17 protein-coding genes and 1 pseudogene are annotated in these 20,670 nt (G+C 68.1%); 7 read left to right on the forward strand and 11 right to left on the reverse strand.

Going from position 1 to position 20,670, the window contains the following annotated elements:
• The first annotated feature begins 19 nt into the window (after positions 1-19).
• Positions 20-415, forward strand: coding sequence for a hypothetical protein (locus tag ACWGID_RS04395; RefSeq protein WP_452194334.1), 396 nt, complete (start codon positions 20-22; stop codon positions 413-415).
• Here ACWGID_RS04395 and ACWGID_RS04400 read toward each other — a convergent pair.
• Together ACWGID_RS04400 and ACWGID_RS04405 are read right to left on the reverse strand one after the other, a co-directional pair.
• Complete coding sequence (locus ACWGID_RS04400) at positions 404-1,432, reverse strand: serine hydrolase domain-containing protein (RefSeq protein ID WP_452194336.1); 1,029 nt, start codon at positions 1,430-1,432, stop codon at positions 404-406. The two genes, ACWGID_RS04395 and ACWGID_RS04400, sit on opposite strands and share 12 nt — an antisense overlap.
• 148 nt (positions 1,433-1,580) lie before the next feature.
• Positions 1,581-2,450 carry a LysR family transcriptional regulator gene (locus ACWGID_RS04405; RefSeq protein ID WP_452194338.1) on the reverse strand — a complete coding sequence of 290 codons (870 nt, stop codon included), beginning with the start codon at positions 2,448-2,450 and terminating at the stop codon, positions 1,581-1,583.
• Between the two features lie 102 nt (positions 2,451-2,552).
• Here ACWGID_RS04405 and ACWGID_RS04410 point away from each other — a divergent pair, with 102 nt between their 5' ends.
• Positions 2,553-3,254 carry an SDR family oxidoreductase gene (locus ACWGID_RS04410; RefSeq protein WP_452194340.1) on the forward strand — a complete coding sequence of 234 codons (702 nt, stop codon included), beginning with the start codon at positions 2,553-2,555 and terminating at the stop codon, positions 3,252-3,254.
• A gap of 14 nt (positions 3,255-3,268) precedes the next feature.
• A complete protein-coding gene (locus ACWGID_RS04415; RefSeq protein WP_452194342.1) occupies positions 3,269-4,030 on the forward strand; it encodes an SDR family NAD(P)-dependent oxidoreductase in 762 nt (253 codons plus the stop codon).
• A gap of 2 nt (positions 4,031-4,032) precedes the next feature.
• Here ACWGID_RS04415 and ACWGID_RS04420 read toward each other — a convergent pair whose 3' ends face one another.
• Together ACWGID_RS04420 and ACWGID_RS04425 are read right to left on the reverse strand one after the other, a co-directional pair.
• Positions 4,033-4,413 carry a VOC family protein gene (locus tag ACWGID_RS04420; RefSeq protein ID WP_452194344.1) on the reverse strand — a complete coding sequence of 127 codons (381 nt, stop codon included), beginning with the start codon at positions 4,411-4,413 and terminating at the stop codon, positions 4,033-4,035.
• 34 nt (positions 4,414-4,447) lie between these two features.
• A complete protein-coding gene (locus ACWGID_RS04425) occupies positions 4,448-5,272 on the reverse strand; it encodes a helix-turn-helix transcriptional regulator (protein WP_452194346.1) in 825 nt (274 codons plus the stop codon).
• A 66-nt stretch (positions 5,273-5,338) separates the two neighbouring features.
• Here ACWGID_RS04425 and ACWGID_RS04430 point away from each other — a divergent pair, with 66 nt between their 5' ends.
• Both ACWGID_RS04430 and ACWGID_RS04435 read left to right on the forward strand, forming a co-directional pair.
• Positions 5,339-6,484 carry an MFS transporter gene (locus ACWGID_RS04430; protein WP_452194348.1) on the forward strand — a complete coding sequence of 382 codons (1,146 nt, stop codon included), beginning with the start codon at positions 5,339-5,341 and terminating at the stop codon, positions 6,482-6,484.
• Complete coding sequence (locus tag ACWGID_RS04435; RefSeq protein WP_452194692.1) at positions 6,481-7,230, forward strand: alpha/beta fold hydrolase; 750 nt, start codon at positions 6,481-6,483, stop codon at positions 7,228-7,230. The genes ACWGID_RS04430 and ACWGID_RS04435 overlap by 4 nt, the downstream gene beginning before the upstream one ends.
• Here ACWGID_RS04435 and ACWGID_RS04440 read toward each other — a convergent pair.
• The 6 genes and pseudogenes from ACWGID_RS04440 to ACWGID_RS04465 all read right to left on the reverse strand — a co-directional run.
• The gene (locus ACWGID_RS04440; RefSeq protein ID WP_452194350.1) at positions 7,205-9,118 is read right to left on the reverse strand and encodes a DUF3352 domain-containing protein; all 1,914 of its coding nucleotides are present in this window, start codon (positions 9,116-9,118) and stop codon (positions 7,205-7,207) included. The genes ACWGID_RS04435 and ACWGID_RS04440 overlap by 26 nt on opposite strands.
• 48 nt (positions 9,119-9,166) lie before the next feature.
• A complete protein-coding gene (locus ACWGID_RS04445; protein ID WP_452194352.1) occupies positions 9,167-9,823 on the reverse strand; it encodes a hypothetical protein in 657 nt (218 codons plus the stop codon).
• Positions 9,824-9,869: 46 nt separating this feature from the next.
• Positions 9,870-13,418 (reverse strand): DNA polymerase III subunit alpha, encoded by a 3,549-nt coding sequence (gene dnaE / locus ACWGID_RS04450; protein ID WP_452194353.1) that lies wholly within the window; start codon positions 13,416-13,418, stop codon positions 9,870-9,872.
• 173 nt (positions 13,419-13,591) lie between these two features.
• Positions 13,592-15,253 (reverse strand): glycoside hydrolase family 13 protein, encoded by a 1,662-nt coding sequence (locus ACWGID_RS04455; protein ID WP_452194355.1) that lies wholly within the window; start codon positions 15,251-15,253, stop codon positions 13,592-13,594.
• A 98-nt stretch (positions 15,254-15,351) separates the two neighbouring features.
• Positions 15,352-17,682, reverse strand: a complete 2,331-nt coding sequence (locus ACWGID_RS04460; protein WP_452194356.1) for an ATP-binding protein — start codon at positions 17,680-17,682, stop codon at positions 15,352-15,354.
• Positions 17,683-17,882: 200 nt separating this feature from the next.
• Positions 17,883-18,086: pseudogene (locus ACWGID_RS04465) on the reverse strand (RluA family pseudouridine synthase); the annotation flags it as partial.
• On the opposite strand from ACWGID_RS04465, the gene ACWGID_RS04470 reads away from it, so the two are divergent.
• Both ACWGID_RS04470 and ACWGID_RS04475 read left to right on the forward strand, forming a co-directional pair.
• A complete protein-coding gene (locus ACWGID_RS04470; protein ID WP_452194704.1) occupies positions 18,054-18,314 on the forward strand; it encodes a hypothetical protein in 261 nt (86 codons plus the stop codon). The pseudogene ACWGID_RS04465 and the gene ACWGID_RS04470 overlap by 33 nt on opposite strands.
• On the forward strand, positions 18,314-19,606 hold the full coding sequence (locus ACWGID_RS04475) for a glycosyltransferase (protein ID WP_452194358.1): 1,293 nt from the start codon (positions 18,314-18,316) through the stop codon (positions 19,604-19,606). Before ACWGID_RS04470 ends, ACWGID_RS04475 begins: the two co-directional genes overlap by 1 nt.
• Here ACWGID_RS04475 and ACWGID_RS04480 read toward each other — a convergent pair whose 3' ends face one another.
• Positions 19,607-20,617, reverse strand: a complete 1,011-nt coding sequence (locus ACWGID_RS04480) for a DUF4037 domain-containing protein (protein WP_452194360.1) — start codon at positions 20,615-20,617, stop codon at positions 19,607-19,609.
• Positions 20,618-20,670 lie beyond the last annotated feature (53 nt).

A 20,670-nucleotide genomic window follows, 5' to 3' on the forward strand; every position in this document is an offset into this window, starting at 1 on the left:
GGAGCGAAGGAGAACGCTCATGTCTTCATCCGTGCTGTTGATGTCGATGTCCGTCGACGGCTACATCGCGGCGCCGAACGACGGGCCGGACAACCCGGGCGGCGACGACTTCATGCGGCTGCACCAGTGGTACCAGGACACCGACGGCGAGTTCGGCCGTCCGACAGGTGACGCCGGTGCCATCTGGGACGAGCTGCACGCGACCGGCGCAGTACTGGTTGGTCGGCGTACGGCGGAACAGGTCGACTACTACGGCGGCGACCACCACGGCGTACCGATCTTCGTGGTGAGTCACGATCCGGGCCGGGTGAGCTACGAGAACGTGCCGCGGCGCATCGAGCTGGAGATCGTTCGAGTGATCGACACGGCGCAGGCCACCCACATCCGGTACCGAGTCCGGGGCTCAGCTGAGTAGGGGTTGGAGCGCATCGGTGAGGTCGCCCATGCGCCGGCCGATGTTGCGGTCTCCGTCGGCGAGGATCAGGGCGATCGAGACGTGCTTGTCCGGGATCACCACCAGCAGGCTGGTGTGGTCGGGTGAAATGCCGGCGTGACCGTAGGCGTCGCCGATGCCGAACTCCCGGGTGAACCGCATCGTCCCGAGTCCGTACTCGCCGTCGCCGGCGGTCATCTGGTCGACCAGGTCGAACGGGATCACGCGACCGCCGTACAGCTGGTATCCCCAGCGGGCGACCGTCGGCGCGTCCGCCGCGGCGCCGCCGAACGCGGCCCCGGCACTCGCGAACGCCCGGCACGGGACGTAGCCGTCCGGCGCGCCACAGGATTCGTTGGCGTCACCCACCACCGGCGACTCCGGCTTCTCACCGTCCTGGAAAGCCACGTGCGGCAACCGCGCCGGCGTGGCCAGGTCGTGGCGAAGAGCAACGGCGAGCGGCTCGCGGGTGACGTTCTCGATCAGCATGCCGAGCAGCGCGTAGCTGGGATTGCTGTAGCTGTAGTCGCCGTCCGGTGAACCAACCGTTGACGTGTAGTAGTCCAGCGGCTGCGCGAGTGTCCAGTGCTTGGCCGGCGCCGCGGCAACTGCCCTGTCCATCCGCTCGTAGTCGGACTCCTGGAAGTCCTGAACGCCGGAGGTCATCGCGAGGTGCTGACGAACGGTCGCACTGTTGGCGGTCAGCCTGTGGCGGACGTACCGCGAGATCGGCAGGTCCAGGTTGATCTTCCCTTCCTGCGCGAGCCGCAGTACCTCGGCGGCGACGAACGTCTTCGTAATGCTCGCGATCCCCATGCTGGTGTCCGGGCGCAACGGCGTACCGCGGGCGTCCTTGCCGACAGCGCCTGACCACGTCCAGTGATCGGTGACCACGGCGGCCGTAGCGCCGCTCGCCCCGGACGGGCTGTCCGGGAACTCCGTGATCCGCGAGAGCGCCGTCTGCAAAGCCCGTGCTCGCGCCGGGTCGAGGGTCTGCACACCGGGCTCCGGGAAACTACGGGCCGACGGCGTGCCGGGCGAGGGTACCGGCTCGTCTCCCCCACCAGAGCACCCCACCAACGCAATCACCAGGAGGGCGGTTGCGCTCCACCTCATCTTCCGATGATGCCACCGAATCCCGGCTTGGCTAGGTCGTCCAGGCGACCGTGGGCGCCAGGGCGGCGAAGTCCTGGAGGAGGTGGGAGCGGCGGGTGGCCGTCCACGCCAGGCAGACGGTGTTGTGGGCCAGGTTGCCGACGGGAACCGCGACGACGTCGGAGCGCTGATAGAAGGTGGCGACCGAGAGCGGGATGATCGAGACGCCGCGACCGGTGGCGACGTGCTCGAGTTTCTCCTCGACACTGCGCATGGCGGGCACCGGCTTGGCCGTTCCGGTGCGGAGTTCGACCGCGATGTCCCGCCACTCCGGTACGGCGTCCGGGTCCTGCAGCAGGTGCTCGTCCGCGAGATCGGTGATGTCGATCGCCAGCTTGCCCGCCAGCCGGTGTCCGGTCGGCAGCATCGCGACCCGTGGCTCCTCGAACAACGGCCGAACCGTCAGCCCCGCTTGATCGATCGGCAGCCGCACCACGCTCACGTCGGCCCGGCCGTCCCGCAGTACGTCGACCTGGTCGTTCCACGTCGACCGGATCAGCTCGACCTCGATCTCGGGATGCAGCGCGCCGAACGCGCGGACCGCCTCGGTCACCGTGAGCCCCGGCATGAAACCGATCGTGAACGTCTTCGCACCGCGCGCCGCCCTGGCCACCCGACGGCGGGTGGCGTCCGCGCCGGCGAGCAGCGGGCGGGCATCGTCGAGCAACTGACGTCCGGCCGCGGTCAACTCGGTACTGCGTTTCGTGCGGACGAACAGTTGCGCGCGAAGCTCGTCCTCAAGCGCGCGGATCTGCCGGGACAGCACCGGCTGCGCGATGTGCAGGCGCTCGGCGGCGCGGCCGAAATGCAGTTCCTCGGCGACGGCGACGAAGTACCGGAGCTTCCGGAGGTCGAGATCCATAATACCTTCAGGGTATTACAGCGGCCGGAACAGGTCTTGGACGGCCGGGCCCGGGCCGCCGCATCGTAGGAAGCGAAATCCCTTCCCACGAAAGGCAGTTCAGTGACTCTGCAGGATCAGCGCGTCGTCGTCCTCGGCGGTACGTCGGGTATCGGCCTGGCCACCGCACAACTCGCCGCGAGCGCCGGCGCCACCGTGATTGTTGCCTCCAGCAACCCTGAGTCGGTGAAGCGGGCTGTCGAGATGCTCCCGGGCTCGGCCACCGGTGCGACCGTCGACCTCACCGATGCCGGCGCTGTCGCCGCGTTCTTCGCCGAGCTCGATCCGTTCGACCACCTGGTCTTCACCGCCGGGGAGGCGTTGACGTTGCTCGAGGTCGGCTCGATGGATCTGGCCCAGGCGCGAACGGCCTTCGAGCTGCGGTACTTCGGCGCGCTCGGTGCGGTGAGTGCCGCCGTACCGAAGATCCGTCCTGGCGGTTCGATCGTCCTCACCACCGGCGCCGCCGGGGACCGTCCCGGGCCCGGCTGGTCGGTCGCCGCGAGCATCTGCGGCGCGATGGACTCGCTCACCCGCGCACTCGCCGTCGAGCTGGCGCCGCTGCGGGTGAACGCGGTCAAACCCGGCGTCGTCCGCACGCCACTGTGGCGCGACGCCCTCGACTACGACGAGACCGCCCGCCACCTCCCCGTCCAACGCGTCGGCGAACCGGAGGACATCGCCGCCGCCTACGTGTACCTGATGAACCAGCCGTACGCGACCGGTTCCATCCTCACCGTCGACGGCGGCCACGTCCTGGTGTGAGGCAGAGTGGGGGCGTGACTCGCACTCTGATCACCGGTTCGGCCGACGGCCTCGGGCAAATGGTTGCGCGTGAGCTCGTCGACCAAGGGCATGAGGTCGTCCTGCACGCTCGCAACGAGCAACGCGCGGCTGACGCGACAGCAGCCGTGCCGGGTGCCGCGGCGGTGCTGGTGGGTGATCTCGCGAGCATCGCCGAGACCCGAAAGGTGGCGGAGCAGGCGAACGCGTCGGGTCGATTCGATGTCGTCGTACACAACGCGGCGGTCGGAGACCAGGAGCCACGGGTCGAGACAGCCGACGGTCTGGAACACGTCTTCGCCATCAACGCGCTGGCGCCGTACCTGCTGACCGCGTTGATCGACCGGCCGGACCGGCTGATCTATCTCAGCTCCGGGATGCACGAGGGCGGCGACGTCGAGCTTGACGATCTCCAGTGGGTACGGCGCCGGTGGCGCGGAGCGCAGGCGTATGCGGACTCCAAGTTGTACGACGTACTGCTGACGTTCGCCGTCGCTCGGCTGTGGCCGGACGTGCTGTCCAACGCGGTAGACCCCGGCTGGGTGCCGACGAAGATGGGCGGGCGCGGGGCGCCAGGTGATCTCGGGCAGGCGCATCTGACGCAGGTCTGGCTGGCGACAGCCGCAGGCACCGGAAGTGGCAGGTATTACTACCATCAGCAGCCGCACCGGACGCATCCGATGGCCGCGGATCGCGAGACGCAGGACGCGTTTCTGGGCGTCTGCGCCTCGCTCTCGGGAGTGCGGCTGCCTGTGTGAGGTCAGACCTGGGAGATGTAGAGGCGGTTGCCGTCTGGGTCGTGGAGGCTGAACATCGGGGGGATGCCGGGCCACTCCAGCAGGTCGTCGGTGTCGACGCCGGTGTCGCGGAAGTGCTGGTGGGCGGTCTTGGCGTCGGGGCTGGCCATGCGGATGCCGGTGTCGACGCCGGCCGGGATGCCTTCCTTGGCAGGGACCAGCGCGATGCTGCCCGACGATCCCGCCGAGCCTGCCGGGGAGACGACGATCCAGCGGCCGCCGAATTGTGGCAGCGGCGCGTCCATCAACAGTTCGAAGCCGAGCTTCTCGGTGTAGAACTCCAGCGCACGGTCCTGATCGGTCACCGGTACGCCGACGGTCCGGATCTCGCTGATGTGGTTCATCGTGGTGCTCCTTGTCCTGAGGAGGTGCTTTCACTCAAGAGGTAGAAGCCGGGCGAGCGTTTTCGACATCGTCCGGAAAAGAATTCCGCAGCCCGTAGACGACCAGGAACTGATCGGGCTCGTCGAGTACGGCGACCACCTCGTAGTCGACCGTCAGTCGGCCCAGCGTCGGGTGGTTCAGGTACTTCTCGCCGGACACGTGCCGCCGTACCTCCCGCCGGGACCAACGGGCGGCGAAGTCCGGACTCTCGCGCAGCAGGTCGTCGACCAGGGCGCGAAAGGCCGGGTCGTCGACGAGATGCCCGGCGGCGGTGCGCAGGTGCGCGACGGTGTCGTCGGCCACCTCCGGCCAGTTCGGAAAGATCTCCCGGGAAGTCGGGTCGCAGAACACGTACCGCGCGTTGTTCGGCCGCCTGTTCTGCTCACCGGGCTCGGGCAGCCGACCGGGGAACAGCCGCAGCGCGTACTCGTTCCAGGCGAGCACGTCGCCGATCCGCCCGAGGACCAGCGCGGCAGTGCGCGGTTGCAACAGGTCCATCATCCGGAGCGCCGATCGGGACACCTGTTCCGCAGCCACCGGAGTCTGTGCACCGGCGAGCGCCCGGAGGTGACGGGCCTCGTCCGAGGTGAGCTGCAGGATCCGGATCAGCGCCGCGAGCACACTGTCCGACGGATGCGCCGCGTTCCCCTGTTCGAGGCGGGCGTAGTACCCGACGCTCAGCCCGGCGAGTTCGGCGATCTCCTCGCGCCGCAGACCCGGCGTACGGCGGGGAGGGCCGTCGATCAGGCCCGCGGCGGCCGGGGTGAGGCGCGACCGGCGCTCCCGCAGGAACGCGCCGAGCTCGAGCTGCCGGTTCATGTATTCCTTCCTGACTGCACCTGACAGGTGTACCCGGAGTCACCCGGAACCGCCCACGGTAGTCCTATGCCCGTACGCCGCTCCGCGCTCGTCCCCGCCGCGCTCTCGTTCTTCCTGGTCACCCTGAACGCGTCGATGACCACCACCGCACTCCCCTCGATCGGCCGTGATCTGACCGGCCCTGGCCTGTCCTGGGTACTCACCGGATACTCGCTCGTCTTCGCGCTCTGCCTCCTGCCCGCGGGCGCCTGGGCCGATCGCATCGGGCCCGCCCGGGCCTTCACCGCCGGCGTCAGTGTGTTCGCGGCGACGTCAATCGTTTGCGCACTCGCCCCCGATCTCCGGGTGCTGCTGATCGCCCGAGCACTCCAGGGTGCCGCGGCGGCCGTCGTCCTCCCGGCCGGGCTGTCGCTGCTCAACGGCGACACGACCTCGCGCGCCCGGGATGTCGGCCGCTGGGCTGCCGCCGGTGCCGTCGCGCTGGTGGTCGGCTCGCCTCTCGGCGGCGCCGTCACCTCCGGGCTCGGCTGGCAGGCCACCTTCTGGCTGAACCTGCCGGTCAGCCTGATCGTCCTCGCCACCGCCGCCGGTCATCGCGAACCTGCCGCCCTGGCCAGCACCACCTCCGGTGTGACGACCCTCCTCCGCTCGGCACCGGTCCTACTCAGCTCGGCGACCGGCTTCGCGCTGAACTTCGCATCGTACGGCGCGATCTTCGTCGTCACGTTTCTCCTGCAGCAGGAGCTCGGACACTCCGCATGGACGACCGGCCTGGTGTTCGTCCCGATGACGCTGCTGATCATCCCCGCGAACCTCGCCGCCGGTCAGCTCGGCGCCCGACTCGGAGTCAACCGCACGATGCTCCTCGGTCAGGCGCTGATGGCCGTGGGCCTGCTCGGTCTCTGCTTCGCCGATACAGCGATCTGGCAACTAACCGCCTGGTTGCTTCCGATCGGTGCCGGCGCCGGACTCGTGGCACCAACCGCGACGACCTTGATGCTCAACGGTGTGCCAACGGATCGCAGTGGTCTCGGCTCCGGGCTCTTCAACGCCGCACGTCAGTTGGGCAGCGGTGCCGCGCCCGCGATCTTCGGGGTGCTGCTTGCCGGTGCGCACTTCATGACCGGCTTCCGCATCAGCCTGGTGCTCGCCCTGATCGTCATCGCGCTTCCCGCCGTCTTCCGTCCGCGAGTATTGGTCGCGTGCGCATGAACTACGAGAACGCGGGCGGCCCCGGTACGCCGGTGGTCGCGCTGCACGGCACGTTCGGGCGCGGACTGACCTTCGCGGCCCTCGCCGAAGCGCTGGCCCCGGACTACCGCGTGATCGCCCCAGACCTCCGCGGACACGGCGGTTCGGCGACCGCTAGCTACGACTTCAGCCGTGAGGCGTTCGTTTCCGATGTGGCGGAGTTCATCGAGGAGCTGGAGTTGGGTCCGGCCTTCGTGATCGGGCATTCGCTCGGCGGCGTCACGGCGTACCAGCTCGCGGCGCGCCGGCCCGAGCTCGTGCGCGCGGTGGTGATCGAGGACGTCGGCGCGGTGCCGGGCGACGCGGTGCTGGACGTGACCGGCTGGCCGCGCCGGTTCGCAACGCCCGCCGACGCTGCCGAGTTCTTCGCCGGCACGCCTGCTCCGGAGTACTTCCTGGAGAGCGTCGGCGACGACGGGGCGCTGCTGTTCGACCTCGACGACATGATGGCCGTCCAGCGCGGGAACGTCGGCGACTGGTGGGGCGACTGGCTCGCCGTACGACAGCCCACGCTGTTGCTCCGGGCAACAAACAGCTTCCTGCTGGACGCCGCGCACGCCGCCGAGATGGTCCGTCGCCGGCCCGGGACCGAGTTCGTCAGCTTCGACGGCACCGGGCACTGGATCCACAGAGAAGCCCCGGACGCCTACGCGCAGGCGGTCCGGGGCTTCTTCGAGCGGGCTACTTCGCGACGACCCGCAGGCTGAACTCGGCCTCACCATCACCGGTCGACCGGGTCACGATGCCGGCCGAGCGGAGCGCGGCCAGGTCCTTGTTGTCGGCGAGCCGTGAGCTGACCGCGCTGGCGGCCTCGAAGTCGACGTACCCGATCATCACCGCGCCCTTGGTGTCCGGCAGGGCCTGCTTGAAGTTCTCGGTGCCGCCGAGGTTGCCGCCCTTCAGCACCTGCTCCGCGTAGTCCTTGCTGGTCGAGACCACGAACGTGTCGTCGTCCTTGGCGGTCTCGATCGGGATGTTCTGCGACGAGCGCTCGCGCAACAGCGTGGTCAGCTTCTGCACCACCGGCTCGGCCTTCGCCGGGTCGGTCTCCATCCGGGCCGCGATCTTCGGGCCGTCCGCGGTGTCCTTGTCGATGCCGACCGCGAGGTTCTTGCCGGCCAGGCTCTTCAGATCGTCCGGCAGGGTCAGCCCGGTCTCCTCGGTGATCCGGTCGAGCATCGGCTTCAGGTTCTCGCCGCCCGCCTTCTGCACCTGCTGCCAGATGGTGTCGATCAGGCTGTCGCCACCGGAGATCGCGACCGCGCCGGCCGTGCTGTCCGGAAGCTTCGAGATCAGGTCACCGGCATCGGCCGAGTTCACCTTGATGCTCTGGTCGCTGTGGCCGATGCCCTTGAGCTCGACGTACGACGAGTCGAACCGCAGCGCGATCGCACTGCTCGCGTCACCGAAACCGGCCAGCTGACCGGAGTCGACACGGCCGGTCATCGACGCGATCGCCTTCATGTCCGCCCACGCGGACACGAAGCCCTGCTCGCCGAGCTTGTCCATGTCGGCGCTGAACTTGGCGTTCTTGCTCAGCGGGCTGTCCTTGGCCGCGGCGACGGCCGAGTCGACGGTCGCCTGGTCCTCGGCGACCAGCATGTACCCGTTGCTGAACGCGCGCCCCGGCTTGTCCTTCTCGTTCGCGAGCAGCTTGTCCATGCCCTTGTTCGCGGCGTCCTCGTTCTTCACCTCGACCGCGACCACCGGGTTCGGACGCTTCTCGCCGTCGGTCGACGGGATCAGGGCCGCACCGGCCCGGTCACCGAGCCACGGCTTGATGTCCTTGTCGAAGTCGACGTCGGCGAGGTCGTCACCGGCGGACTTCTTGATCTGCTCGAACAGCTTCTGCTTCAGGTCGTCCTTCTCGCCGGAGAGACCGAGCTGCTCCTTCACCGACGGGAACTTCATCAGGAACCGGATCGCGTTGACCTTCTGGCCGGCCGACGGGTTCAGGTCCACCCGGGCGTACCCGACCGCGGTGCCGGGCAGCACGTCAGCGGGCTGCTTGCCGCCGCTGAGCTTGCCGTAGGCAAAGATTCCGCCGCCGGCCACGACCAGCACCATCGCCAGCGCGGCGACGATCGGGATCAGCTTGCCGCGCTTCTTCTTCGGCTCCGGCTGCCACTGCTGCGGCCCACCGAACCCCGGGCCCTGCGGCGGCTGCCCACCACCGACATGCATCTGCTCGTACGACGACTGTCCCGCCTGCCCGTACTGCGGCCCACCCTGCGGCGCCCCGCCGTACTGACCACCGTGCTGCGGACCACCCTGCTGCGGACCGCCGTACTGGCCGCCCTGCTGAGGACCACCGTGCTGAGGACCACCGTGCTGAGAGCCGCCTTGCTGCGGACCGCCGTACTGGGGTCCACCGTGCTGCGGGCCACCCTGCTGTCGGCCGCCGTACTGCTGCCCTTGCTGCGGGTGCATCGGCTGCTGCTGCGGGTAACGCTGCTGGCTGGGCGGCTGCTGCCCCTGCTGCGGCGGGCGGCCTTGCTGCGGCCACTGGTTCTGACCCTGGCCCTGGTTCTGGCCGTACTGGGGCTGCGGGCCGCCGGCACCTGGGTACTGCGGCGGTCGGTTCTGGTCGGACATATGCTCCCTCGCTGGCTCCGGTGGCCTCACCCAACCGGACCTGCAAGGCTAGTGGACCGGCGGTGCAGGCTCTGACGCAGCAGGTTGCGAAGTGGTTGCAACCGGGTCGGCCCGCCAGGTCGTGGCCGCGATGATCGCGCACGCCAGCGCCGCGCCGACCAGCCAGGCGAGCAACGGCGTCCAGGTGTGCAGCTCGAGCGGCGCGGGGACCAGGTCACCCGGGTGCGCCGCCTGCAGCCGCGGCTTCAGCGGATCGTGCCCGAGCAGCATGCCGACACCCCAGCAGACGCCGGACCCGAGGCAGGCGCCGAGGGCAACGATCGCCACCGACCACGGACCGTAGTTCCGCAGCCACCAGAACAGCGCCGCCCCGAGCACGATCGCGGCGACGAACCCGATCGCGGTGAACGTCCCGTCCGGCCCGAAGATCCGGGTCATCTGCTCCTCACCCAGCGCGCCGCCCTGCTCGTCCACGGTGTACTTCGCCAGCGGCGAGAACTGCTGCCACGCCCAGCCGGCCACCACACCGGCGGCCAGGAACACCACCACGGTCACCAGGATCGCCTTCGCCCACGGCATCGCCGGCTCGGCGGCCGGCGGCGCCCCGAACAGGTTGCTCGACGGCGGCGCCCCGTACGGAGACGGGTGCGCTGCCGGCTGCTGTGACGGCTGCGACGAAGGCTGGGGAGACTGCGGTTGACTCACGTCGACAGTGTGACGCATCGGTTCCAGATCCGGTCCGCTGGGCCGGTCAGCCGGCCAGGCAGGACGGACCGAGAAGCGCCTTCAGGTCGGCCATCAGCGCCGAGGTCGGCGTCACCCGGAAGCGATCACCGATCCGCATCACCGTGGTCTTCTGCCGCGCCTGCAGCCGGAGCTGGACCTCGGTCATCCCCGGGTGCGACTGCAGGACGTCGCGCAACTGGTCGACGACCGGCTGGGTGCAGCGCGTGACCGGCATCGTGATCACCACCGGGCCGCTCGGTCCCTCGGTCAGGTCCGGCACCACAACCTCGTCGCCGCTCAGCTCGAGCCGGTCCTCACGACGGCGTACCCGGCCCTTCATCAGGATGATCGCGTCGTTGCTCAGCAGGTGCGCGTGCAACTGGTACGCCGAGGAGAACATCATCACCTCGATCGAACCTTCCAGGTCCTCGATGGTGACGATCGCGTAGATGTCGCCGCGCTTGTTCACCTTCCGCTGCACCGCGGTGACCAGGCCGCCGATCGTCACCCGGCTGCCGTCCGGACGGTCCTCGTCCGCGAGCAGCTGACCGATCGTGCAGTCCGAACCGTTGGTGAGCACGTGCTCGACACCGAACAGCGGGTGGTCGGACACATACAGCCCCAGCATGTCGCGCTCGTGCGCGAGCTTGGTCGCCTTGTCCCACTCCTCGATCTCGGGAACGGTGACGGTCAGCCGGCTGTTGCCCTCGCCCTCGTCGGCGTCGTCGTCGCCCATCGAGAACAGGTCGAACTGGCCGTGTGCCTCGTTCCGCTTCAGGTCGATGGCCTCGTCGACGGCCTGCTCGTGCACCGCGACGATCGCCCGCCGGGCGTGGTTCATCGAGTCGAACGAGCCGGCCTTGGCCAGCGACTCGATCACGCGCTTGTTGCAGACCGGCAGCGACACCTTGTCGATGAAGTCGACGAAGTCGCCGAACCGGCCCTTCTCTTCGCGGGCCGCGACGATCTCGGCGACCACGTTCACGCCGACGTTGCGGATCGCGGACAGGCCGAAGCGGATGTCGGTGCCGACCGGGGTGAAGTTCGAGTCCGACTCGTTGACGTCCGGCGGGAGCACCTTGATGCCCATCCGGCGGCACTCGTTCAGGTAGATGGCCATCTTGTCCTTGTCGTCCTTCACGGACGTCAGGACGGCGGCCATGTACTCCGCCGGGTAGTTGGCCTTCATGTACGCGGTCCAGTACGAGACCAGTCCGTACGCCGCCGAGTGTGCCTTGTTGAACGCGTAGTCGGAGAACGGGAGCAGGATGTCCCAGAGCGCCTTGATGGACGCCTCGGAGTACCCGTTGTCCTTCATGCCCTCGGAGAAGCCGACGTACTCCGCGTCCAGCACCTCGCGCTTCTTCTTGCCCATCGCGCGGCGGAGCAGATCCGCCTTGCCGAGCGAGTAGCCGGCCAGGCGCTGGGCGATCTCCATCACCTGCTCCTGGTACACGATCAGGCCGTAGGTGACACCGAGCACCGGCTCTAGCGGCTCGGCGAGCTCGGGGTGCGGGTAGCTGATCTCCTGCAGGCCGTTCTTCCGGAGCGCGTAGTTCGTGTGGCTGTTCGCACCCATCGGGCCCGGCCGGTACAGCGCCGTACTCGCGGAGATGTCCTCGAAGTTGTCGGGCTTCATCAGCCGCAGCAGCGCCCGCATCGGCCCGCCGTCGAACTGGAACACGCCGAGCGTGTCACCGCGCGCCAGCAGGTCGTACGTCGGTTTGTCGTCGAGGTCCTTGCTCAGTTTGTCCAGGTCGATCTGGATCCCGTGCGCGGCCTCGATGTTCTTGACCGCGTCGTCCATGATCGTCAGGTTCCGCAGACCCAGGAAGTCCATCTTGACCAGGCCGAGCGTCTCGCAGCTCGGGTAGTCGAACTGGGTGATGACCTGGCCGTCCTGCTCGCGGCGCATGATCGGGATCAGGTCGATCAGCGGCTCGCTGGACATGATCACGCCGGCCGCGTGCACACCCCACTGGCGCTTCAGGTTCTCCAGGCCGCGGGCGGTGTCGACGATCTTGCGGACGTCCTGATCGGACTCGTACAGCCCGCGGAACTCGCCGGCCTCGGAGTACCGCTTGTGCTGCGGGTCGAAGATGCCCGACAACGGGACGTCCTTGCCCATCACCGCGGGCGGCATCGCCTTGGTGATCCGGTCACCCATGGCGAACGGGTAGTCCAGCACCCGGCCGGCGTCCTTGATCGCCTGCTTGGCCTTGATCGTGCCGTACGTGACGATCATCGCGACCCGGTCGTCGCCGTACTTCTCGGTGACGTAGCGGATCACCTCGGGGCGGCGACGGTCGTCGAAGTCGATGTCGAAGTCCGGCATCGACATCCGTTCCGGGTTCAGGAAGCGCTCGAAGAACAGACCGTGGAGCAGCGGGTCCAGGTCGGTGATCTTCATCGCGTACGCACACATCGAACCGGCACCGGAACCACGGCCCGGACCGACCCGGATACCGTTCGCCTTCGCCCAGTTGATGAAGTCGGCGACGACCAGGAAGTACCCGGCGTACCCCTTCGAGACGATGACCTCGATCTCGTAGTCGGTGCGCTTACGGACGTCGTCGGGGATCCCGGCCGGGTAGCGGTGGTGCAGACCGGTCTCGACCTCGGAGACGAACCAGGACTCCTCGTTGTGCCCCTCCGGGCAGGGGAAGCGCGGCATGAACCGGCCCTCGCCCTCGGTGAAGCCGACATCGCACTGCTCCGCGATCAGCAGCGTGTTGTCACACGCCTCCGGGAGCTCCTTCCAGACCTCGCGCATCTCGGCCGGCGTCTTCAGGTAGAACTGGTTGCCGTCGAACTTGAACCGGTTCGGATCCGAGAGCGTCGAGGCCGACTGGACGCACAACAGCGCGGCGTGCGAAGTTGCGTCCGCCTGGTGGGTGTAGTGCAGGTCGTTGGTCGCGAGCAGCGGCAGGTTCAGATCCTTCGCCAGCCGCAGCAGGTCCTGCTGCGTCCGGCGCTCGATCTCGATGCCGTGGTCCATCACCTCGCAGTAGAAGTTCTCCGCGCCGAAGATGTCCCGGAACTCGGCCGCCGCCTCGACGGCCTCCTTGTACTGCCCGAGCCGCAGCCGGGTCTGCACCTCGCCACCCACGCACCCGGTGGTCGCGATCAGGCCCTGGCCGTAGGTCTGCAGCAGTTCGCGGTCCAGCCGGGGCTTGAAGTAGTAGCCCTCGAGGCTCGCCAGCGACGCCATCTTGAACAGGTTGTGCATCCCGCCGGTGTTCTTGGCGAGCAGCGTCATGTGCGTGTACGAACCGCCACCGGAGACGTCGTCGCCGCTGTTGCTCGCGTCGCCCCAGCGGATCCGCTTGCGCTCGGTGCGGTGGGTCTGCGGTGTCAGGTACGCCTCGACGCCGATGATCGGCTTGACGTCGTACTTCTTCGCGGTCTTCCAGAACTCGTAGGCCCCGAACACGTAGCCGTGGTCGGTGGTCGCGAGGGCCGGCATCCCCGCCTCCTGGGCGGTTTTGAACAACTCGTCGATCCGCGCGGCGCCGTCCAGCATCGAGTACTCGGTGTGGACATGCAGGTGGACGAAGCTGTCACTGGACGCCATATCGACGCAGACCTCCCAGGGCGTGAACGAGGTGGACCGACACAGCGTATGCGGCGCCGTGGACAGTTCTGAATCGGCTCACCGCGCACGGCCCCCGGCGCCCGCTATCCGGTCACAATGGTGGGGCCGACCTGGCGCCGAGCAGGGGGCTCAGGGACGCCAGGTCAGCCGGTTCACGTGCCGCCTGGCAGGAGAGTCCAGATGGCACTGTTCGGGGGCACCTTCTCGCCGGTGTCAGGGTCGCTCGCGAGAAGGAGGGAGCCGCCGGCCGGGCTGCAGACCGGGCGCGACGAGCAGTTGACGACGCAGGCGAATCCGTCGCCACGCGTGAACGCGAGTACGCCGGGCTCCGATGGCAGCCAGGTCAGATCGCCGGACGCCAGCGCCGGGATCCGGTGCCGCAAGGCCAGTGCCTCGCGATAGAGGTGCAGCATCGAGTCGCCGCTGGCCAGCAACCGATCCGCCGCATGGTCGGCGAACCAGTCCGGCTGGGGCAGCCACGCTGTCCCTCGGGTGCCGTCCGGGGAGAACCCGAACGAGGTGTCTGCCGCCGTCCACGGCAGCGGCACCCGGCAACCGTCCCGCCCGCGCCGGACACCACCACTGCGGTGGAACATCGGATCGGCCAGCTGATGCTCCGGGAGGTCCGTGACCTCCGGCAGCCCCAGCTCCTCGCCTTGGTAGAGGTACGACGACCCCGGCAACGCGAGCATCAGCAGAGCCGCGGCACGCGCTCTGGCCAGGCCGAGGGTGAGATCACCGGGTCCCTCACCCGGTGCGCCGCCGGCATACCGGGTGACCGACCTCGGCATGTCGTGGTTGTTCAGGACCCAAGCCACCGACGACCCGGATCCGGTGAACGTCCCGAGACCCCGGTCGATCACGTCACGCAGTCCCTGATCGTCCCACTCCGCCCGGAGGAACTCGAAGAAGAAGGTTTGATGCAGCTCGTCCGGACGCTGGTACTGCGCGAGCTGCTCGGCGTCCAGCAGGCCGACCTCGCCGACGAGGACCCGCTCGCGACCGGTCCGCCAGGCGTACTCGTCCGCGATCGCTCGCCAACTGCGCCACACGTCGTGCACCTCCGGCTGGTTCCAGGCGTACGGGTTGACCGGATCGCCGGTGAGCTCGTCGTGCCCGGCATGCTCGTGGTCCGGCAGTCCGTCCGCCTTGTGCAGCCCGTGCGCCACGTCGATCCGCACACCGTCCACACCCCGATCCAGCCAGAAGCGCAGTACCTCCTCGAAGTACGCCGAGACGTCCGGGTGCCGCCAGTTGAAGTCCGGCTGTTCGGCCGCGAACGTGTGCAGGTACCACTGCCCGTCGGTGACCCGCTGCCACGCGGAACCGCCGAAGATGGACCGCCAGTTGTTCGGCGGCGACTCGCCGTACTCCCCCAGACCGTCGGCGAAGTGGAACCGGGCGCGCTCCGGACTGTCCGGGCCGGCCGCGAGCGCATCGAGGAACCAGGAGTGCTCGACGGAACAGTGGTTCGGCACGACGTCGACGATGACCTTGAGGTCGAGCAGGTGCGCGTCCCGGATCAGCCGGTCGAACGAATCGAGCGTTCCGTACTCCGGGTGGACGCCGCGGTAGTCCGAGACGTCGTACCCGTGGTCGTACTGCGGTGACGGATAGAACGGGTTCAGCCACAGGCCGTCGACACCCAGACTGCGCAGGTACGGCAGCCGGGCCCGGACGCCGTCCAGGTCGCCGATGCCGTCACCGTCGGAGTCGGCGAAACTGCGGACGTAGACCTGGTAGACAACAGCGCTTCGCCACCAGTCGCTCGTGCTGCATGAGGGACTCGGTGGGCGGCAGGGTTCGGCGGACATCGGGAGGGGCCTTCGTAACGTGCGAGGGAGGGGGCATCGCTGCCAGCCAACGATTCACGATCCGGACGCCACGGGCATCGGGACACCTACGGATCTGGCTACCTAGGTACCTGGCGATCCGGATGGTCGACGACCCACCGGGCGACCTGGGTGCGGGAGTTGAAGCCGAGCTTGCCGAGGATGTGCTCGACGTGGGTCTCGGCCGTGCGCGGGGAGATGACGAGACGGGCCGCGATCTCGCGGTTGCTCAGACCCTCGCCGATCAGCACCGCGACCTCGTGCTCGCGCCGGGTCAACCGCCCGGACATCCCCGGACCCGCAGATCGGTCGTGCTCGGTGTCCTGCCCCAGCGCGAGCGAGACTGCCTGCTCGAACGAGTACGTCGTTCCCCGCGCGAACGCCTCGTCGTACGCCGCGTCACCGATGGCGAGCCGGATGCGCGCCCCGGCCTGCGCATCGAACCGGCTGTACGGCGTCGTCTCGTCGATGTGGGCACCGCTTGACCGCCAGGCCGCCCAGGACGCACCCATCAGCCTGGCCGCATACCTGTCGGGCGCGAGCGACGCGACGCACCAGGACAAGGCCTGCAGGCCGAACCCGATGCCGGTCCGGTCGTTCAGCGGTTGCCACCACCGGATCGCGGTCCGAAACGCGTCGATCGCCTCCTCGAACCGCTCGTGGTCGCGCCAGAGCACCAGGCCGAGCCCTCGCAACGCGTAGGCCTTCGACGAAGCCGCGCCGTGGCTGTCCGCCAGCGTGTAGGCAGCCCGGCTGAACTCCTCCGCCCGCGGATCGCCGAGGAAGAAGTTCGTCGCCGCCAGCAGGATCAGGGCGTCGAACTCACCGAGATCGTGACCGGCCGCTCGGTAGCCCGCCAATGCTTGTTCGAGCTTGGCGCTCGACGCGGCAAGGTCGCCGTCGTGCAACAACGCGTGTCCAGTCACTTCCGCGATCTCGGCCCGGAGCAGGTCGTCGTCGTACCGCTCGGCAAGTTCCTCGCACTCGGCCAGCAGCGGGCCCAACTGCTCGGACTCACCGAGGAACATGGCGAAGTAGCTCGCGGTCCACAGCGCTCGGGCCCGCGCCGGAGTCTGCTCGGGCGCGGCGTCGAGGGCCCGGAGGAGGTACCGCAGGGCCTCGCGAGGGAAACCGGCGATCCAGTAGTTCCAGAGCGGCGCCGCGATCTCCAGCGCGACGGCGGCCTCACCTTCGGTGTTCAGGCAGAAGTCGAGCGCCGCCCGGAGGTTCTCGTGTTCCCGGCGCATCCGCAGGAACCAGTCGGCCTGGCGCGGACTGAAACTGTCCTCCTCCCATCGCCTGGCCAGTGTGCGGTAGTGGTCGCGATGACGGGCCTCGAACTCCCGGAGCCGTCCCACCTCGGCGAGCCGCTCACGGCCGTACTGGCTGATGGCTCCGAGCATGTCGTACCTGGCGACCGAGGGGTGGGCCGACATGGCCCGGGCGATGATCGACTTGTTCACCAGGGCGGCGACCAGGTCGACCACGTCGTCCCGCTCGATCTCGTCGCCCGAGCAGACCTGCTCGACACCCTCGAGATCGAAGCCGCCGGAGAACACCGCCAACCGCTCCCACAGCATTCGCTCGGTCGGCGAGCACAGGTCGTAACTCCAACCGATAGCAGCCTCCAGCGCCTGCTGGCGGGGAGGTGCCGCCTGCTTGCCGGTGGACAGCAGGCGGAAGCGGTCCTCGATCCGATCGAGGATCTCAGGCAAGGTGAGCGTCCGCGTCCAGACGGCCGCCAGTTCGAGAGCGAGCGGCAGGCCGTCCAGCCACCGGCACAGCTCGATCACCTGGGCACGATTGGTGTCGTCGATCGTGAACTCGGGCAGCCCGGCCCGGACCCGATCGGTGAACAGCAGAGGTGATTCGTACTGGTCGGCCTCGGCCGGCGAGGCATCCTCCGGTGGTGTCGACAGCGGCGGCACCACATGCACCAGCTCACCCTCGACACCCAGGACATGCCTGCTGGTCACGAGCATCCGAACCTCGGGTGCCGCCGCGAGCAACTTGCTCACGAGTACGGCGCACGCCTCGGCGAGCTGCTCGCAGTTGTCGAGCACGAGCAGCAGTTGCTTGTCCTCGAGGTACTCGGCCAGATCGGCGGTGGGGTTCGCCGAGACCTGGCTCAGCTCGAGCGCCCCGGCCAGCGTGTGCCCGAGCAGCGCCGGATCGTGGAGGGCCGCCAGCTCGACGAACCAGACTCCGTCGGCGAACGTCCGTCGTACCTCTGCCGCCATCCGCAAGGCCAGCCGGGTCTTGCCGACCCCACCGACACCGGTCAGCGTCAGCAACCGGGTGCTCGACAGCAACCGTCTGGTGTCCGCCAGTTCGCTACGCCGTCCGACGAAACTCGTCAGCTCGGCCGGCAGCCGCCCCCGGGCCGGTACCGCGGGCTTCGACTCCGCCATGCCTCAGCGTAGGACGGGGTCACAGCAGTTGGAACGGCGGACCCAGCGCCGAGCAGGGGTCTCAGGACGCCGGGTCCACCGGTCAGGCGACCGCCCGGTAGGAGGGGCCGGGCGGTGAGGGGACGCCACAGCAAGGCTGCCGACCGGGACCCGCCCAGCCATCGGGAGACCTACGGATCTGTCTACGTATCCCGGAGTTCCTACTGGGTGTCGACCAGGAGGTCGAGGGCGTGGTCCAGGTCATCGGGGTACTGCGAGGTGAACTCGACGTACTCGCCGCTGCCCGGATGGGTGAAACCGAGGCGCTCGGCGAGGACCGGGTCGGCACCGTACGTGAGGTCGCCGCAGCACGGATGGCCGATCGCGGACATGTGGACCCGGATCTGGTGCGTGCGGCCGGTCTCGCGAGCATCGAATTTCTCAGGGTCGCCGCGACCGATCGGCTGGCCAAGCGAGCCTTGCCGATCGATGTGTGGGACCAACTCTCACGCGAGGCCCGGGACTTGCTTCGACTGGCAGCGCCTGGGCAGGATGCCTGCCAGTACATTGCCCAGCGTTCGCTGCAGGCAACCATCAGCGGGATGCGTGATGCACTCGCGATGGTCGCGACGATCCGGCGACCGCCCAGCTGATGCGGAGCCGGATCGGTACCGTCTGGATTGTCCTTCCGCTCAACTACGGGCACGTCGTGCCGACCACGAGTCTGACGTCCAAACTGGAGGCTTGCGGCGCCAGCGTGCGGTATGTGCTGGTCGACTTCGCTGGCACGCTCACGACGGGTTCTCCCGCTGTACGGCTGCTCGCGCATCTCGATCTCGATTTCCAAGTCGTAGTCCTGCCTTTGCCGTCAGGGCGGTCTACAGAGGAGTGGGCCCAGCAGATGACGGAGGTCTGGGCCAGGCTGGGCGATACCATCGCGACCAGCCATCGGCCGGCGATCCTGTACGACAGGTACATACCGCAGGCGGCCCTGCTCGCCAAACTGCTCCGCATCCCGGCCGGTACGTTGTGTACAGACCTGCCCAACCGGCTCGATCTCCAGGTGCCGCCGGTCAACTCGAGCATCGTTCCGGGAAGCAGCTTGTCATCAGCTCGGCTGCTGCTCGCCTGGTCGGCGCTCTTGTACGCGAGCAGACGGCAAGCGCGAACAGCGTCGACGCGCCTCTCCGTTCAACACGCGTTCGTCATCTCGCTGTCGCAGCTCGCGGGCAAGTACGGCGTCCAGCTAGACCGTCCACCGGCACCGGTCAGTCTGCCGCCGTATCCTCTCCCTCGTCCTCCGGACACCGACGAGTTCGTATTCACCAGCACAGCGTTCGACTTCCGCCGTACCCGGGTCCGCGGTATCCATCGGCTGGGGCTTCTGATCGACAATCGGCGTCCCCCGGTTGACTTCGCCTGGGAGAAGCTTGATCCCGGACGAAAGCTGGTGTACTGCGCCTTCGGCACCGAACGCCTTGAAGGAGGCACCCACGACCACGCGTTCGACGTAGTCGCACGAGCCGCAGCAGAGTTGCCGGACCACCAAGTGGTTCTGGCAACAGGGAGTTCCACGGTTCCCAGCGAACTGCCCGAGAACGTCGTTCACTGTCGAGTGGCCCCACAGCTCCAGCTGATTCAGCGGGCCGCGCTGGTGATCTCACACGGTGGGTTCAATACCTTGAAGGAGGCTGCTGCGGCGGGCGTGCCCTCCCTTGTCCTGTCAGTATCCGGACCGGTGACGGACGCTGGTCGCAGCGGCGCTCTGGTCGAGTACCTCGGACTGGGGAAAGTCGTCCCAGGGCCACTGCTCCGGACCGCAGCTGTAATCGACGCGATCCGTGCGGTCCCGAGGTTTTCGTCTGCTTGTCGCGCGTTCGCGCGGGCAGAGAGACTTCTGACAGGCCCAGACCCCGCCATGACTGTGCTCTCGCAGATGCGCTGACTACTCGAACACCCGACGCAACCGGCCGCGATACGACGGCGGCGTCATCATCTCGCGGAACTGGTCGGCGCCTCCGACCGGCCACTGCGCCGCGAGCGCCTTTACGGCCGGGTCCTCGAGCTGGTCATGCAACGCTGCCGGGAAGTCTCCCCACAGGACCTTGAACGGCCGATCCCACATTTGGACGATCTCGGTTGCTACCGGGCCGGTGACACCCAGCGCATGGTGCATCTCCGACAGCTTCTCGTACACAGGCAGCAGAGCGTTCTCCCGGTCCTGCCAGCTCGTCGTCCGGAGCACGTCCGAGAGAAGCGGCGCTAGCTGTGGACCACAGGTGAGGCGAGAGAATGCGGTACCCAGCCATTTCGAGTACGGCGTGTACTGACGCTCCATCAGGAAGCAGAGACGCATCACATCCAGAACGATCCGAGAACCAATCACCGCCGAGCCGAGCTCGTCGCCGACCGAGCCGGCCCGGCCGACCAGGTTCGCCTCAGGATGGATACGCCACCAGCCGGCCATCAGCAGGTACAACCACAGGTCATTGGGGTAGTAGGCAAACCGTTGGCGCAGTGCCTCCAAGCCAACCTCGTCGTGATAGACCTCGCCCGCTGTCAGCATCAGTAGGCGTTGCTCCGCGAAGGTGATCCAGTCATCCACCTTGATGTCCTGCTCGATGTCGAAATCGAGATTCCGTCGAACATAGTCGCGCAGGGTGTGGACCTCGTGCGCCGTTGGCCGATCGGCAAAGGACCTCGGCAGACGTTTGTCCAGCGCGACGTCGAGGGCCGCACCATAGGCGTCGTGGTCTTCGTCGTCGAGAAAGAGCACCACTCGGGCTTCGCAGTTGTGATCGGTCGACATCTCGTCATCGAAGCCGAGCACCTCTGAACCGCGTCCGATCAGCGCTGCGCTGTGCGGCACATTGGCAAATTCAGATGCCAGGATCGGCCGGACGGCCTCATCGTAGAATCGACGGCTCAGGTCCAGACCGGAAACGTAGGTGGACACCTGCGCAAACTCCTTCGCTGGGATGGACGTACGGGGCGGATCAGCGTGCAGTG

The organism is Kribbella sp. NPDC054772 (assembly GCF_053611945.1).

What these genes read in the sequence shown, in the direction of transcription:
- ACWGID_RS04395 (WP_452194334.1), top strand. Translation starts at nt 20, where the DNA reads ATGTCTTCATCCGTGCTGTTGATGTCGATGTCCGTCGACGGCTACATC.
- ACWGID_RS04405 (WP_452194338.1), bottom strand. Translation starts at nt 2,450, where the DNA reads ATGGATCTCGACCTCCGGAAGCTCCGGTACTTCGTCGCCGTCGCCGAG.
- ACWGID_RS04420 (WP_452194344.1), bottom strand. Translation starts at nt 4,413, where the DNA reads ATGAACCACATCAGCGAGATCCGGACCGTCGGCGTACCGGTGACCGAT.
- ACWGID_RS04425 (WP_452194346.1), bottom strand. Translation starts at nt 5,272, where the DNA reads ATGAACCGGCAGCTCGAGCTCGGCGCGTTCCTGCGGGAGCGCCGGTCG.
- ACWGID_RS04430 (WP_452194348.1), top strand. Translation starts at nt 5,339, where the DNA reads ATGCCCGTACGCCGCTCCGCGCTCGTCCCCGCCGCGCTCTCGTTCTTC.
- ACWGID_RS04435 (WP_452194692.1), top strand. Translation starts at nt 6,481, where the DNA reads ATGAACTACGAGAACGCGGGCGGCCCCGGTACGCCGGTGGTCGCGCTG.
- ACWGID_RS04440 (WP_452194350.1), bottom strand. Translation starts at nt 9,118, where the DNA reads ATGTCCGACCAGAACCGACCGCCGCAGTACCCAGGTGCCGGCGGCCCG.
- dnaE (WP_452194353.1), bottom strand. Translation starts at nt 13,418, where the DNA reads ATGGCGTCCAGTGACAGCTTCGTCCACCTGCATGTCCACACCGAGTAC.
- ACWGID_RS04455 (WP_452194355.1), bottom strand. Translation starts at nt 15,253, where the DNA reads ATGTCCGCCGAACCCTGCCGCCCACCGAGTCCCTCATGCAGCACGAGC.
- ACWGID_RS04460 (WP_452194356.1), bottom strand. Translation starts at nt 17,682, where the DNA reads ATGGCGGAGTCGAAGCCCGCGGTACCGGCCCGGGGGCGGCTGCCGGCC.
- ACWGID_RS04475 (WP_452194358.1), top strand. Translation starts at nt 18,314, where the DNA reads ATGCGGAGCCGGATCGGTACCGTCTGGATTGTCCTTCCGCTCAACTAC.